The 14,640-nt window shown below is 41.0% G+C and carries 11 protein-coding genes and 1 tRNA gene; 9 read left to right on the forward strand and 3 right to left on the reverse strand.

Going from position 1 to position 14,640, the window contains the following annotated elements; genetic code table 11:
• Positions 1 to 14: 14 nt before the first annotated feature.
• Together mazG and C7Y71_RS00735 are read right to left on the reverse strand one after the other, a co-directional pair.
• Positions 15 to 845 (reverse strand): nucleoside triphosphate pyrophosphohydrolase, encoded by an 831-nt coding sequence (mazG, locus tag C7Y71_RS00730; RefSeq protein WP_226943501.1) that lies wholly within the window; start codon positions 843 to 845, stop codon positions 15 to 17.
• A gap of 87 nt (positions 846 to 932) precedes the next feature.
• Positions 933 to 1,006, reverse strand: a tRNA-Thr gene (locus tag C7Y71_RS00735).
• A 432-nt stretch (positions 1,007 to 1,438) separates the two neighbouring features.
• On the opposite strand from C7Y71_RS00735, the gene ppdK reads away from it, so the two are divergent.
• The 5 genes from ppdK to udk all read left to right on the forward strand — a co-directional run bounded on the left by ppdK (position 1,439) and on the right by udk (position 9,476).
• On the forward strand, positions 1,439 to 4,165 hold the full coding sequence (gene ppdK / locus C7Y71_RS00740; protein ID WP_111898732.1) for a pyruvate, phosphate dikinase: 2,727 nt from the start codon (positions 1,439 to 1,441) through the stop codon (positions 4,163 to 4,165).
• Between the two features lie 282 nt (positions 4,166 to 4,447).
• Positions 4,448 to 6,937: an FtsK/SpoIIIE family DNA translocase gene (locus C7Y71_RS00745; RefSeq protein WP_111898773.1), complete on the forward strand. Its 2,490-nt coding sequence runs from the start codon at positions 4,448 to 4,450 to the stop codon at positions 6,935 to 6,937.
• A 47-nt stretch (positions 6,938 to 6,984) separates the two neighbouring features.
• Positions 6,985 to 7,677, forward strand: a complete 693-nt coding sequence (locus tag C7Y71_RS00750; protein ID WP_111898733.1) for a LolA family protein — start codon at positions 6,985 to 6,987, stop codon at positions 7,675 to 7,677.
• A 101-nt stretch (positions 7,678 to 7,778) separates the two neighbouring features.
• Complete coding sequence (gene trxB, locus C7Y71_RS00755) at positions 7,779 to 8,714, forward strand: thioredoxin-disulfide reductase (RefSeq protein ID WP_111898734.1); 936 nt, start codon at positions 7,779 to 7,781, stop codon at positions 8,712 to 8,714.
• 141 nt (positions 8,715 to 8,855) lie between these two features.
• A complete protein-coding gene (gene udk, locus C7Y71_RS00760; RefSeq protein ID WP_111898735.1) occupies positions 8,856 to 9,476 on the forward strand; it encodes a uridine kinase in 621 nt (206 codons plus the stop codon).
• A 203-nt stretch (positions 9,477 to 9,679) separates the two neighbouring features.
• Here udk and C7Y71_RS00765 read toward each other — a convergent pair whose 3' ends face one another.
• Positions 9,680 to 11,374: a tetratricopeptide repeat protein gene (locus C7Y71_RS00765; RefSeq protein WP_146739449.1), complete on the reverse strand. Its 1,695-nt coding sequence runs from the start codon at positions 11,372 to 11,374 to the stop codon at positions 9,680 to 9,682.
• A 286-nt stretch (positions 11,375 to 11,660) separates the two neighbouring features.
• Between C7Y71_RS00765 and C7Y71_RS00770 the strand changes: the two genes are divergently transcribed.
• From C7Y71_RS00770 to C7Y71_RS00785, 4 genes are all read left to right on the forward strand, one after another.
• Entirely contained in the window at positions 11,661 to 12,068 is a 408-nt protein-coding gene (locus tag C7Y71_RS00770) for a hypothetical protein (RefSeq protein WP_111898737.1), read from the forward strand.
• An 82-nt stretch (positions 12,069 to 12,150) separates the two neighbouring features.
• Entirely contained in the window at positions 12,151 to 12,669 is a 519-nt protein-coding gene (locus C7Y71_RS00775; protein ID WP_146739450.1) for a hypothetical protein, read from the forward strand.
• 61 nt (positions 12,670 to 12,730) lie between these two features.
• The gene (locus C7Y71_RS00780; RefSeq protein ID WP_111898739.1) at positions 12,731 to 14,110 is read left to right on the forward strand and encodes a C10 family peptidase; all 1,380 of its coding nucleotides are present in this window, start codon (positions 12,731 to 12,733) and stop codon (positions 14,108 to 14,110) included.
• A 7-nt stretch (positions 14,111 to 14,117) separates the two neighbouring features.
• Positions 14,118 to 14,618, forward strand: a complete 501-nt coding sequence (locus C7Y71_RS00785; RefSeq protein ID WP_111898740.1) for a hypothetical protein — start codon at positions 14,118 to 14,120, stop codon at positions 14,616 to 14,618.
• The last annotated feature ends 22 nt before the right edge of the window (positions 14,619 to 14,640 follow it).

Consider the following 14,640-nt stretch of genomic DNA (forward strand, 5'->3'; position numbering starts at 1 on the left):
TTTATCCACTTATTTTATTTGTCAAACTGCTTGGCTTCTTCCCAAATGGCATCCATCTCTGCGAGTGTCATGTCTTTCAAACTGCGACCTTGTTTCAGCGTCTTATTCTCCAGATATTCAAAACGACGGATGAATTTTCTGTTTGTATGCTCAAGGGCGTTGTCAGGATTTATGTCGTAAAGACGTGCTGCATTGATAATGCTGAACAATACGTCACCAAATTCCTGTTCAGCCTTTTCATGGTGCATTTCGTCCACCTCTTTCTCAAATTCAGAAATCTCTTCCTTTACCTTTTCCCACACCTGGCCACGTTCTTCCCAATCGAATCCAACATTTCTTGCCTTGTCCTGAATGCGGTAGGCTTTTATCAGAGAGGGTAGGGCAACTGGCACACCGCTCAACACGCTTTTATTGCCACCCTTTTCTTTTCGTTTTAGCATTTCCCATTGTTCCTGTACTTGTGCGTCAGTCTCAATCTTGCCCTCTTCAGGCGTAGTTTCCGAAGGAGGGTAAATGTGAGGATGGCGATATATAAGTTTATCGCATAGGCTGTTGCAAACGTCTGTTATGTTGAACTTGCCGTGTTCTTCTGATATTATACTATAAAAAATAATGTGCATCAGTACGTCGCCAAGTTCTTTTTTAATGTTGCTGTAATCCTTCTTTGTAAGCGCATCGCATAGTTCGTATGTTTCTTCGATGGTGTTCGGGCGAAGGCTTTCTAACGTCTGCTTATGATCCCATGGGCATTTCTCCCGCAGTTCATACATTACGTCAAGAAGTCTGACAAAGGCATTCATCGCAGAATCCTTATCGAGTGAAGACTTATGTAAAATCTCAGACATTTTCTCTGATTATCTTAGTTTTAACACGCAAAATTAGAAATAAAAAAATAAAGTTACTCAACTGACGATAGAGTAACTTTATTTTTGAGCCTCTTGTCGGATTCGAACCAACGACCCCGAGATTACAAATCACGTGCTCTGGCCAACTGAGCTAAAGAGGCGGGTGGGCAAGCTAACTGTATCGCGCCGCGTCAACCTTACTACCTTTGCTGCGGTCAAGCCCTGGAGGATTTGAGGGAGCAAGCCGTGCAGCACTTACCCGTTTGCGGCTGCAAAAATAAAAACAAATTTTGTTTTGGCAAAATTATTTTCAAAAAAATAAGCGCGACAGAACAAAAAACACATAATTTTCATAAAATACATGCCAAATTTCATGAATAGGTTAAAGTGATCTGAGATATTTTTTTTGTTTGCCTATTTGGGTTTCTTTTGTGCAATTAAAACTTGATTTTGTAAAATGGTGTCTTCATTTTGAGTGGTTTTGTATCTTTAATAAAAAAAAAGTTCAAGATTTGAACTATTTTCTTTGACGGATAAAAAGCATTCATTAACTTTGCGCAACTGAAAATTCAATAAAAATAATATAATTAAAAATGAAAAACGAAAAAAGAGTTTACACATTCGGCAATGGAAAAGCAGAAGGTCGTGCCGACATGCGCAACCAACTTGGTGGAAAGGGCGCAAACCTTGCAGAGATGAATCTCATAGGAATACCTGTTCCTCCCGGTTTCACAATCACAACAGATGTTTGTAACGAATATTACGAAATAGGTAAGGAAAAGGTCGTAGAACTTCTAAAGAGTGAAGTTGAAGCAAGCATGAAGCACATCGAGAATCTCATGAACCTTAAGTTCGGAGATCCTGAAAATCCACTTCTCGTCAGCGTGCGTTCAGGTGCGCGCGCATCCATGCCAGGTATGATGGATACTATTCTCAATCTTGGTCTTAATGACGAAGTTGTAGAAGGTCTTGCAAAGAAAACGGGTAACCCGCGCTTTGCATACGATGCATATCGTCGTTTCGTGCAAATGTACGGAGATGTGGTACTTGGTCTCAAACCTGTGAACAAAACAGATATAGACCCCTTCGAAGAAATCATAGAAAAGGTAAAGGAAGAGAAGGGTGTCAAACTTGACAACGAACTCACCGTTGACGATCTCAAGAAACTCGTAAAACTCTTCAAAGAAGCCATTCTGACACGTACTGGTCAAGCGTTCCCCACAAATCCTGTAGAACAACTTTGGGGAGCCATTTGCGCTGTATTCGATAGTTGGATGAATGACCGTGCCATACTTTACAGAAAAATGGAAGGTATTCCCGCAGAATGGGGTACAGCCGTTACTGTTATGGCAATGGTGTTCGGAAATATGGGCGAAACGAGTGCAACAGGTGTATGTTTCAGTCGTAATGCTGCAACCGGTGAAAACCTGTTCAACGGTGAATGGCTTGTTAACGCACAAGGAGAAGACGTGGTGGCTGGTATCCGTACGCCTCAGCAAATCACGAAAGTGGGTTCACAACGTTGGGCAGAGTTACAAGGCATTTCCGAAGAGGATCGCGCAGCAAAATATCCTTCCATGGAGGAGGCTATGCCTGAAATCTATAAGGAACTTGATGCCATTCAGACAAGACTCGAAGACCACTATCGCGACATGCAGGACATGGAATTCACCGTACAGGAAGGCAAACTCTGGTTCTTGCAGACACGTAATGGAAAACGTACGGGTGCGGCAATGGTGAAAATCGCTATCGATTTGCTTCACGAAGGAATGATTGATGAAAAAACTGCCATCCAACGTTGCGAACCTCAGAAACTCGATGAACTTCTCCACCCGGTATTTAACAAAGAGGAAGTAAAGAAAGCCAAGAGTCTCACCCGTGGTCTTCCTGCAAGTCCGGGAGCAGCATGCGGACAAATTGTTTTCTTTGCTGAAGATGCTGCAAAGTGGGCTGGTGATGGACACAAAGTGGTGCTCGTCAGGATTGAAACAAGCCCCGAAGACCTCGCCGGTATGGCTGTGGCAGAGGGTATCCTCACCGCAAGAGGAGGTATGACAAGCCATGCAGCCGTTGTTGCGCGTGGTATGGGTAAATGCTGCGTAAGTGGAGCAGGAGCCATCAACGTGAACTATAAACAGAAAACTGTAGAAATAGATGGTAAAGTACTTCACGAAGGCGACTATATTTCTCTGAACGGAAGTACGGGTGATGTTTACGATGGAAAAGTAAGCACACAAGCAGCCGACCTTAGTGGAGATTTCGCAGAACTGATGGAACTCTGCGCAAAATATACACGTCTCGTTGTAAGAACTAATGCAGACACACCGCACGATGCTCAAGTAGCACGCAACTTTGGTGCCGTAGGTATCGGACTCTGCAGAACAGAGCACATGTTCTTCGATGCAGAGAAAATCGTTGCAATGCGCGAAATGATTCTCTCCGAAACACTCGAAGGACGCAAAAAGGCTCTCCAAAAACTCCTGCCATTCCAGAAAGCCGACTTCATCGGCATTTTCAAGGCAATGGATGGATGCCCGGTAAATATTCGTCTGCTCGACCCACCACTCCATGAGTTTGTACCACAAGATGCCAAGGGACAGCAGGAAATGGCAGAAGACATGGGCGTTACTGTAGAATACATCAAACAGCGTGTAGAAAGCCTGAGTGAGCACAACCCAATGCTCGGACATCGTGGTTGTCGTCTCGGGAATACATATCCAGAAATCACGCAGACACAGACACGAGCCATTATCAGTGCTGCATGCGACCTGAAGAAGCAAGGTCTTGATCCTAAGCCTGAAATCATGGTGCCACTAACTGGTAGTGTGTTTGAGTTTGAGGCACAAGAAAAGGTAATCCGTGAAGAAGCTGCAAAAGTTTTCGAAGAAGAAGGAGTTGAAATACCATTCAAGGTAGGTACGATGATAGAAATACCACGTGCAGCGCTCACTGCTGACTGCATCGCAAGAAGTGCTGAATACTTCAGTTTCGGTACTAACGACCTCACACAGATGACATTCGGCTATAGCCGCGACGACATCGCAAGTTTCCTGCCTGTTTATCTCGAAAAGAAGATTCTAAACGTAGATCCGTTCCAAGTGCTTGATCAGCGTGGCGTTGGACAACTCATACAGATGGCGGTAGAAAAAGGCCGTGGAGTACGTTCCGACCTCAAGTGCGGCATCTGCGGTGAACACGGAGGTGAACCGAGTAGCGTTAGATTCTGCGATAAGATTGGACTCAACTACGTAAGTTGCTCACCTTTCCGCGTGCCCATCGCACGTCTTGCAGCAGCACAAGCTGCTATTGAAAACGAATAGTAGGCGCTATAAATAAGTAGTTTAGGCGGAAATCTTGATATCGAAAGGATTTCCGCCTAAATGAATTAAGGAAGATTGTCTGTGAATTAACAACTTTTTGCATATAAAAATAGGTGTTTTTGTCATTTTTTTTCTATTTTTGCTTTCAGAAAAAGGAATTAAGAAAAATAGTGATTGTTTCAAAAGATGTAGAAACGATGGCTGATGCTAATCGTGTCTGCTCTTAATGGTTTATATTACCAACAGCCCAAAGAGACAATTACAATCAACAACAAGTCTGATATGGCTGAAAAAAAATCTACAAAACGGAAACAGGTAAAGAATAAAAGCGTTGAGAAGTCTTTCTTTTCGGTTAAAACTCTTGAAACAGCCGGATTCATTTTAGGCCTCTTCCTTTCTGTGGCTGCTCTCTTTATCTTGCTGTCGCTGTTGTCGTTCTTTGCTACAGGAAATCTTGATCAAACCGCTCTTGAACAGCAATCCGCAGAAAATGTGCATAATCTCGGTGGAATGATAGGTGCTTCTACCGCTAACTACTTGATAAACCACTGTTTTGGTATTTTTTCTTTTATCATTCCCATCTTCATGATACAACTCGGACTCAAACTTATGGGGGTTACGAAACGAAGAATCTTTCCGCAGTTTATACACGAAATGATGATAATGATTTGGGGTAGTGTGTTCTTCGCTACAATCCTGAGCAATGGCAGTTTCAGGTGGGGCGGGGGACATGGCGATTTTGTAAGCCAGTGGCTCATAAAGAGTCTCGGAAATTTCGGAGCGATAGCCCTGTTGCTGCTTATAGCAATCTGCTACCTCATTTTTGTTTCGAAAAAAACCATCGAATACATACAGAAAGGATTTGAGAAAACTGCTACTGCCACAGAAAAAATTTCTTCAATGATTTCAAGCACTTCTGCAAAAAAAGATAATAACTCAGAAGAAGCAAACGGACAAAGTAATGGTAAACGAACTGTGAGTGTTGTACCTCCAATGGATCAAGCTACTTCCAGAACTTTATTTGAAGAAAAAGACGAAGAAGGCAATGAGCCCGACACAGAGGTTGTTATCAATATCGATAATAAAGAAAACGAAAACGCTACAGTAATAAACATTCCTATTGAAACAATAGAACCTTCAAAACCGCAAAATAATGGTACAACACCAGAGTCAATGGAGATCTCTTCTGGTGGTGATGATGAAGAAGCATCGGGTAAGACTGTTGAACAGATACTTGCAGAGCAGGGACCGTACGACCCGCGCAAGTCGCTCGAAAACTATAAGTTTCCGACACTCGACTTGCTGAAGAAGTATGGAAATGACAATACTGAAATTGACGAAGCCGAACAGAAAGCAAATGCCGACAGAATCATAGAGGTTCTTGGAAACTTTGATGTAAGAATTACAAAGATTACCGCAACAGTTGGTCCGACAGTAACTCTCTATGAAATAACACCGGCACCTGGAGTGAGAATCAGCAAAATCCGTAACCTCGAAAACGACATTGCACTAAGTCTCAGTGCGCTCGGCATACGTATCATAGCACCCATACCTGGAAAAGGAACAATAGGTATTGAAGTGCCAAACAAGAACCGCAAAGTTGTTTCGATGGAGAGTGTGCTCAATTCGCGCAAATTCGAGGAAACAAAATATGAACTGCCTGTTGCGATAGGAAAGACGATTACCAATGAAGTCTGTATATTCGACCTTGCTAAGATGCCACACTTGCTCGTAGCCGGTGCCACAGGACAAGGTAAATCTGTAGGGCTCAACGCGTTGATTTCATCTCTGCTTTATAAGAAGCACCCAGCGGAACTCAAATTCGTCATGATAGATCCTAAGAAGGTGGAGTTTAGCATGTACGCCTCGCTCGAAAAGTATTTCATGGCGATGCTGCCTGACCAAGACGACCCTATCATATACGATGACGGAAACAAGGTGGTGAACACATTGCAGAGCCTTTGTCAACTCATGGACGCACGTTACGATTTGCTTAAAAAGGCAAAGTTGAGAACCATACAGGAATATAACGAGAAATTCAAAAAAAGACTGCTCAGTCCAAAGGAAGGGCATGAGTTTATGCCTTACATCGTGATTATTATCGACGAGTTCGGCGACCTCATAATGACTGCAGGCAAGCAAGTGGAGTTGCCCATTGCGCGTATAGCACAGAAAGCACGTGCCGTAGGCATGCACATGGTCATTGCCACACAGCGACCGACTACAAATATCATTACAGGTACAATAAAGGCCAACTTCCCTGCACGCATGGCATTCAGGGTGGTGTCGCAAATCGACAGTAGGACTATTATTGAGACCACAGGTGCCAATCAACTAATTGGTAAAGGTGATATGCTTATATTGAGCAGTTCAACTGGTGCAGAACCCCTGCGTGTGCAATGCGCTTTCATCGACACACCCGAAGTGGAGCGCGTGTGCGAATTTATTGAGAACCAGAGTGGATACATCCCGCCATATCTTCTCCCAGAGCCAATCGTTGAAGGAGACAAAGGCGGTGAAGGCGTCCAAATGTTAGATCAACTCGACAGCATGTTCGATGAAGTGGCAAGAATGATTGTTGCAACACAACAAGGCTCAACTTCTAAAATACAACGTCATTTCAGCATAGGATATAACAGGGCCGGAAGGTTGATGGACCAGATGGAAAAAGCAGGTATAGTAAGCGAAGCGCGTGGAAGCAAACCCAGAGACGTGCTAATTTCCGACTTGGCACAACTCGAAGCAAAACTTGCCGAAGTGCACGGAAAATAAAGATTATTTGAATTATTTAACTTTTGAAATATATAAACATTACTGATATGAAGAAAATTATTATCGCATTGACGGCTATCTGTCTTGTAACAGCCACAAATGTTTGTGCGCAACAATCACAACAACAGGCAGATGATGAGAAGAAAGCAAGAGCCTTCCTTGATAAAGTGGCACAGAAGTACCAGAATGATTTAAGCGCAGATAAAGGCATTGAATTTACCTACGAGAGCAGTTATTTCCAAAACCGGCAACCGGCTGGAACTTATAAAGGAACCATTAAAATCAAAAACAAAAAGTTTTTTATCAATTTATGCGCACTGATGATATGGTATGATGGGAAAGTTTTTGTACAACGTACCGTAAGCAACAATCAACCAGCACAGGTTACTATAGACCCAAGCCCAAAGAAAAGTGAGTTGGATAAAAAAAATCCATACGCTTTTTTGACGATGTATAAGAAAGGCTATAAATTGTCAATCGATGAGAATGTGTCCTATCAAGGAATGACATGTAAGGAAGTACACTTCGTATCGAAACAATCTGCTGCAGAAATACAGGAAATGTACGCGGCATTCGATGCTAACTTAAATCCCGTGTCCATACGCTTGCGTCAAGGTAAATATAATTGGATAAGAATTCGTGTCAGCAATTTTAAAGCAGGTACTTCTATTCCCGATAAGGTCTTCCACTATGATGAGATTGAAGGAAAGAATAAAGGAGACATAGTTACACGATATTAGCCTCATTCTCCAAACCTATTAGTTCTTAATCGCGAAACTCTGAATTTCAAATACTTTTCTCTTCTTCAGAGAATTCATACCTAAATAATAGAATTACAAATATGATAAAATGCCTCATACTCGGTTCTGGTCCTGCAGGTTATACTGCTGCAATTTATGCAGGTAGGGCAGGGCTGACCCCTGTTGTTTACGAAGGGTTGCAACCCGGCGGACAACTCACAACTACCACCGAAATAGAAAATTTTCCGGGATATCCCGAAGGTGTGGATGCCAATGTCATGATGGCAGACCTTCGGAAACAAGCCGAAAGGTATGGAGCGGAAGTGCGATCGGGTATCGCTGTGAAAGTTAATCTCGATAAGGCACCCTACAAAGTGGAATTCGATGACGGAACGTCCGAAGAATGCCATACACTTATCATTGCTACCGGAGCAGTAGCAAAATATCTCGGACTTGCTGACGAAGAAAAATATCGTGGTGAAGGTGTCAGTGCCTGTGCCACATGCGACGGCTTCTTCTATCGAAATAAGCAGGTCGCTGTTGTAGGTGGTGGCGATACTGCATGTGAAGAAGCATCATACCTTGCCGGACTGGCATCAAAAGTTTATATGATTGTCCGCAAACCGTTCCTTCGTGCTTCAAAAGCCATGCAGGAAAAGGTGTTCAACAATCCTAAAATAGAAGTGCTCTTCGAAACTAATACAAAAGGACTCTTTGGAGAGAACGGAGTTGAAGGCGCACATCTTATTTACAAGAAAGGAAGCCCTGAAGAAAAAGAATTGGATATAGCCATCGACGGCTTCTTCCTCGCAATAGGCCACAAACCCAACAGCGACCTCTTCAAGCCTTGGATAAAAACTGACGAGCAAGGGTATATCATTACTCAAGACGGTCGGCCCAACACTGACGTCCCGGGAGTGTTCGCTGCTGGGGACGTTGCAGACCCGCACTACCGTCAGGCCATCACAGCTGCAGCAAGCGGTTGCAAAGCTGCTCTCGAAGCTGAGAGATACCTCGCGGAGAAAGGTATTAAATAAGATAGTTCCCGAAGAGAATTAATACAGTTAAGGGGTGTTCTGTGATTTTTTATGGAACACCCTTAATTTCTATATACAAAAATCTTTTGCAATTTTGAAAATTTCCACTATTTTTGTCATCGTAAATAATAGATCATAGTTATGTTTATTATCGGAATTGCAGGTGGTACAGGGTCGGGTAAGACCACTGTAGTAAAAAAAATAGTAGAAGAAATTCCTGGTGCAAAGGTTTCTGTCATCCCACAAGATTCCTACTACAAAGCCGCAGAACCGGGAGTGCCGCTCGAAGTGCTGCAACAGAAAAACTTCGACCATCCTGATGCCTTCGACTGGGACTTACTCTTTCAGCAAGTGAATGATCTGAGAAATGGAAAGTCGATAGAACAACCCACTTATTCTTTCCTAAAGTGCGACAGACTTCCTGAAACGATACGCGTGGAGCCTACGAACGTTATAATCGTCGAAGGAATCATGGCGCTCTATCGCAAAGAACTTCGTGATTTAATGGATCTGAAAATCTTCGTAGATGCAGACCCCGATGAGCGACTGATACGCGTCATAGAGCGTGATGTCATAGAGCGTGGCAAGACTGCACGCGAAGTGATGTCAAAGTACAGACGTGTCCTCAAACCCATGCACCGCCAGTTCATAGAACCCACGAAGGAATATGCCGACCTCATCATTCCGCAAGGCGGAAACAATATCAAGGCTATCAACATCATGAGGGCATATATCAGAAAGAAGATGCACGAGGAAGAGTAGTTCAAGGTACAACAGTCCTTTAGTGGGGTGTGTAAGAATTCATGAAGTTACTCGGCTTTCGCGAGTGATTGTTTTTCAAGTTATCAAGAATTTGAGAATTTGAGACGTGTTGTTGAGCGTATGCGAAAATTTGAGAATATAGATATGTGCTCGCGTCTTGAATAATTCTTGAATTCTTGAAAAAATATCAATCTGAAATAACATCAAGTTTCTTCTTCTTCTTCTTCTTCTTCTCTGAGAAAGTCGGGTAATGCTTTGCGTATGGAGTCGGACTTTCTATAGACACTTGATTTGCTATAATCTGTAACAGCCATTATCTGTGGATTTGTCATACCTGCCTTGAGCAAATATGCTATACGGATTTTGTCTTCTGTAGGTTTCTTGATCCTTTCCAGCACTGCATGCCTGAAGTCAGGATGGAGACCGTCAATGGCGGAAAAGAGCGATTGCCAATCTTCATCGTTTACTTTGTCTTTTCCCTCTGATGCAAGCAGGAATTTCTCTATGATTTCTCCGCCGTTCTCTTTCAGTTTTTTTGTATAAGCCACCTGATACAGTGTCTCGTTCTGAATGGCTTTCTCCTTCAGCATCTCATCCTTTTCCTGAAGTTGTTGGCTCTGTTCTTCTATCAGGTCGGCTTTGTCCCTTATTTCAGTATTCTTGTTCTTTATGATTTCTTTCTGCCTGTTGATTTTCTTTAAAGAATTCAACCTGTACCACTGGAAAATGATAATAAAAATGGCAACTATGGAAATAAAGCCTAAAATGGCTATGATCAAGTTGCGCTTCGCGTTCTCTGCGGCTTGATATGCCTTGGTCTCCTGTTCCTTGTCCCTGTGATAGATGTATTCGTTTCGGGCATTTAATGAGATTTCACGTTTCATGAATCGCTTTGATTCTTCTGCTGATTCTATATAGGCTCTGGCATATTTTTTTATACTATCATTATTATCTTTTTCTAATGAAATCATTAGAAGTCCTATGCTTGCATCTTCTTTATAAGAAGGATCTATTGGATTTTCGAATATATAAGACAAATTTATGTATGCCGAATCGAGTTTACCTGATTCTAAATAGAATACTCCCAAATTATGATGAAAAATCTCAGGTAATCTCTCTTTTGAAATGTTGAGTAATTTATTCTTGCAGAAAACAGCTTTTTCCTTTATGTTTTGTCTGAAATATGCCAAAGTCAATTCTGATAAAATATCAGAATGTTCTTCTTCAGAATGACTTTTAATTATTTCATTTAATGCAAAGTCTTGATATTTAATAGCATTAGCTGTATCATTCAATAATATATAGCAAGTAGCAACATCCATTATTCTCGTAGGACAAAGAAGCCTGGAGTTATTTCTTGCAATTTCAAATTCTTTTTTTGCCACCTCTAATGCCGCATTATAGTTATATTGAGCCTCATACAAACCTCTTAACTGTGAATAAGTATTTGCTAATAGAGTAGAATCTGGCGTATCGCATTGCAAGGACAAGTCTTCAGACTGAAGAAAGAAACTCACGGCACTGGGACTGTCGTGCAGGTCGCGATACACACTGGCAAGATAATAAGCGGCTTCAGCCTTTTCATTACCATTCCCGTTCTCCTGAAAGTAGTCATAAACGCGCTTTGCCGCCTTGTCGTTCTCAGGAATAATATCTGATTTGTCCTGCAAACGTATCTTTAGCAAGTCGTATTTCATCTGCACATATTCAGACTCACCTTTCATGCGGTCTGAAAGGTGTTCTAACTTCTTGAGTGCTGTTTCCGGAACACTGTCTCCCTCACGCTTGATGGTCTCCATATCACTCAGCAATGCATCGTTTCGGTTTCCGCACGACAATAAAAACAATGATGCGCTAAATGATATAATCAGGTATATGAATAGTCTGTATAGTTTCATCTGTAATCTTTCTTTGCTTTGAAAAAGCTACAAAAATAAATATTTTATTTCTTTCTACAAAGCAATTTTCGTTTCAAGTTGTTTCACTTTTTATAAATATTTTTAAATATTTTTCATCCGGTAGGTTATATATGTTTAATGTGTGGAATCAGGGGTATTTTGTAACCATCTGAATTTCAGTTTAATACAAAATAATTTTAAAAAGTGGAACAAGGTGGAACGACTTTTTCTTGGAGATTTATCTTCTAAAATTGAAACTTTACAACGAATTAAACAAACTTAAATTATGTATTTCAAAAAAATTATTTTATCTAAAGCGGTCATAGCTTTATCGTTGGGCTTTATGTCATTGGATGCTTATAGCCAAGTTAATGTGGATACTATTTCATTTAGTATTACAAATCCTATAGGTTATAGACCTCACAAACCAAAAAAAGCACCGGCTCATTATGTACTGCCAACTGTCTGTTATTATTCTGATGAAGCCAAACTTTCGTTTGATTCCGATGTAGCTGTGAGCATTGTTTATTCTGTCTTTGACCAAGACAACCAGGAATGTCTCGAAGGCGTTGCCAATGTGCAGCAAGATAATCCGTTCTTTGTTTCAGTATCAACTCTTCCGCAGGGAGATTATACTATAACAATACAGATAGGGCGTGCCCGGTTTGAAGGAGGTTTGTATATCGAAGAGTAGGTCATGATAATTCTGAAACTCTCAAATTCTTGATATAAAAAACCTGTTAAATTGGTTAAGATAACAAATAAAGACTTTAGATTTGAACGCAAAGCACTTTATAACATATCCGGTTCTCTTCCTTGCTTCTGCAATGCTGTTAACATATTGCAAGAATGGACAGAGTGAAGATGTCGTGCCGCTGACATGGACTTCCGGCAGTCATCATCTCATCATGAAGAACAAATATACTCATGAAGTGTATATAGATGCAGCCGCAGATACCTTGCAGTTCAACTATGTGGATGAATGTTATCATCTGTGTCCCTTTATCAAGCGCTTAGAGGAGCAAGACGGTTCTTTTGAATACACGCCATGTAAGAAAACCGTTCACAAAGCGCAGCGAAAATCGGCTGATTACATTATTGAAACGCACGAACAGCATATATCAAGACCTACGATAAAAGCAGATTTGAAGGACGGCACATTGACCATCTTTGTTCCAGAGAACGCAAGCGTCGCGCAAAGGAAAACCGTTTTGACCTTGGACGATGCTAAATATGGCATAGGCTGTCCCTCTCTGGGATATATAGTCATATATCAGGCAGGAAAACTGAAATAACAGAGTAAACAAATTTATAAAAATTTTATATTCAAACACCAAATCTTATAAAACAAATTTTATGGTAAAAAAACATCTATTACTTTTGTCGCTGATTTTAGGCGGCATTTCATTGGCAAGTTGTTCCAATGAAGACGAATTGACTGATTTTAATTCAATGAATGACGTTGTGCAGACAGAAAACTCTTCAGATACTGATTACCTGAAGTACAAGAGGACGCCGGAAGAAGCAGAGGACCTCGTGCTGGATTTCTTAAGCGAAGTCTCGGCACAGCAAGTTATGTCTTCCAAGAAGCGACTGCTGAAACAGGCAACTCCCAAAATAGCAAACGTGGAAGCCCTCAGCAAGTCTTCGTCTATGAAAAGAGGGAAACTGAAAGATATTGAGCCGGTCTCCGGAATAGACACATTGTTGTACATGGTTAACTTCACTGACGACAGTGGTTTTGCCATAGTTGCAGCCGACAAGCGCACCGACCCGCTTATTGCTTTCATTGATGAAGGCAATTTCAGTGCAGAAGACCTTGCCACGGAAGAAAATGAAGGTTTCCTCTTGGCTCTTGAGTCTGCAATAGATAATGAATTGGCTGATATAGAGGCATACAACGAGGATTCTGTTACGCAGACAAACCATTATCAACCTAAGCTCAAAGACCTGGACACCAAAGGCTGGACTATCAATACCATAAAGACTCCTTTACTTCAAACTAATTGGGGACAGGGTATACCTTATAATACTTATTGCCCTGAACTTCCGGATTATTATATCAATATTGGAAATCATGCAGCAACAGGTTGTGTTATTACAGCGTTGGCACAGATGCTTTCGTATTATCAGGTAGTTACAGAAGTGCCGTATGTGGCTTCTATTCCTCAGATACAAACTACCTTACATTGGAGTCAGATTATTCAAGATTCTCAAAATAATAATGGACACCTAAATAATACAACATCTCAATCGACAAATGAAGTTGCATGTTTAATGAGATATCTTGGTACATGTATTACGGTTGATTACGGAGTTACAAGCGGTGCTCAAAAAGAAGATGCTACAAATTTCCTTAAAGTTAAAGGACTTAATGTAAGCAAATGGGCAGACTTTAAGGAAAGTAGGATTATCAATACTTTATCCCAAAATTACATTATGTTTGGTTCTGGCTACGGAGAAAGAAAGAAAATTGCAGGCATCACGTACAAATACACGAAAGGTCACGTTTGGATTTATGATGGCTATCTTAATGCAACAAAAGATAACAACACCTTAAATATGGTTCATTGTAATTGGGGCTGGAACGGTACAAGAAATGGTTATTATTTCTGTAAAGTCTTCAACACCCGACTTGGCGGCGAAATTCCAGATGATGGAGATAATACTTACATAGAAAGTTTATATGATTTCAGATATAAATTTGAATACGCAATAGTTGCAAACAATTTATAATACAATTATGAGAAAAGTACATTTATTATCGATATCTATTATTCTTATAGCAATATCATTGTTTACATCGTGCAGCGATGATTACGGACTTCCTTCTGACCCTATAAAGTGGACATCTGGCACACATAGTATCAAGATGGCAGACAAATATAATCATCAAGTCTTTATTGACGCAGATGCCGATACATTACAATTTAATTGTGTAAACTATTCATATCCGCTCATTACTAATTTAACAGAACCTGATACAGCTTTTGAATACAGAATTGGTATTAGTTCGGATGCAGACATTCCAGAAAAAGCCTCTTATTTCTTTATGGACACTCACGAACAGCATATTGACAGGCCTGACCTAAAAGTCGAGCTTAAAGATAATATCCTGATCATAATTGTTGATAAGAATACGAGTCAAAACCAACGAGTCTATGGCCTTTCGTTTGAAAACTCTGAAGGTGGCTTTCCAAGTCTTGGATTTATTTGTGTCTTCCAAGCTGGAATGAAGCCGTAGAATTGATAAAACTCATCATTGT

The organism is Pseudoprevotella muciniphila (genome assembly GCF_003265305.2).
Lineage (GTDB): Bacteria > Bacteroidota > Bacteroidia > Bacteroidales > Bacteroidaceae > Alloprevotella > Alloprevotella muciniphila.

What these genes read in the sequence shown, in the direction of transcription:
- mazG (WP_226943501.1), bottom strand. Translation starts at nt 845, where the DNA reads ATGTCTGAGATTTTACATAAGTCTTCACTCGATAAGGATTCTGCGATG.
- ppdK (WP_111898732.1), top strand. Translation starts at nt 1,439, where the DNA reads ATGAAAAACGAAAAAAGAGTTTACACATTCGGCAATGGAAAAGCAGAA.
- C7Y71_RS00745 (WP_111898773.1), top strand. Translation starts at nt 4,448, where the DNA reads ATGGCTGAAAAAAAATCTACAAAACGGAAACAGGTAAAGAATAAAAGC.
- C7Y71_RS00750 (WP_111898733.1), top strand. Translation starts at nt 6,985, where the DNA reads ATGAAGAAAATTATTATCGCATTGACGGCTATCTGTCTTGTAACAGCC.
- trxB (WP_111898734.1), top strand. Translation starts at nt 7,779, where the DNA reads ATGATAAAATGCCTCATACTCGGTTCTGGTCCTGCAGGTTATACTGCT.
- udk (WP_111898735.1), top strand. Translation starts at nt 8,856, where the DNA reads ATGTTTATTATCGGAATTGCAGGTGGTACAGGGTCGGGTAAGACCACT.
- C7Y71_RS00765 (WP_146739449.1), bottom strand. Translation starts at nt 11,374, where the DNA reads ATGAAACTATACAGACTATTCATATACCTGATTATATCATTTAGCGCA.
- C7Y71_RS00770 (WP_111898737.1), top strand. Translation starts at nt 11,661, where the DNA reads ATGTATTTCAAAAAAATTATTTTATCTAAAGCGGTCATAGCTTTATCG.
- C7Y71_RS00780 (WP_111898739.1), top strand. Translation starts at nt 12,731, where the DNA reads ATGGTAAAAAAACATCTATTACTTTTGTCGCTGATTTTAGGCGGCATT.
- C7Y71_RS00785 (WP_111898740.1), top strand. Translation starts at nt 14,118, where the DNA reads ATGAGAAAAGTACATTTATTATCGATATCTATTATTCTTATAGCAATA.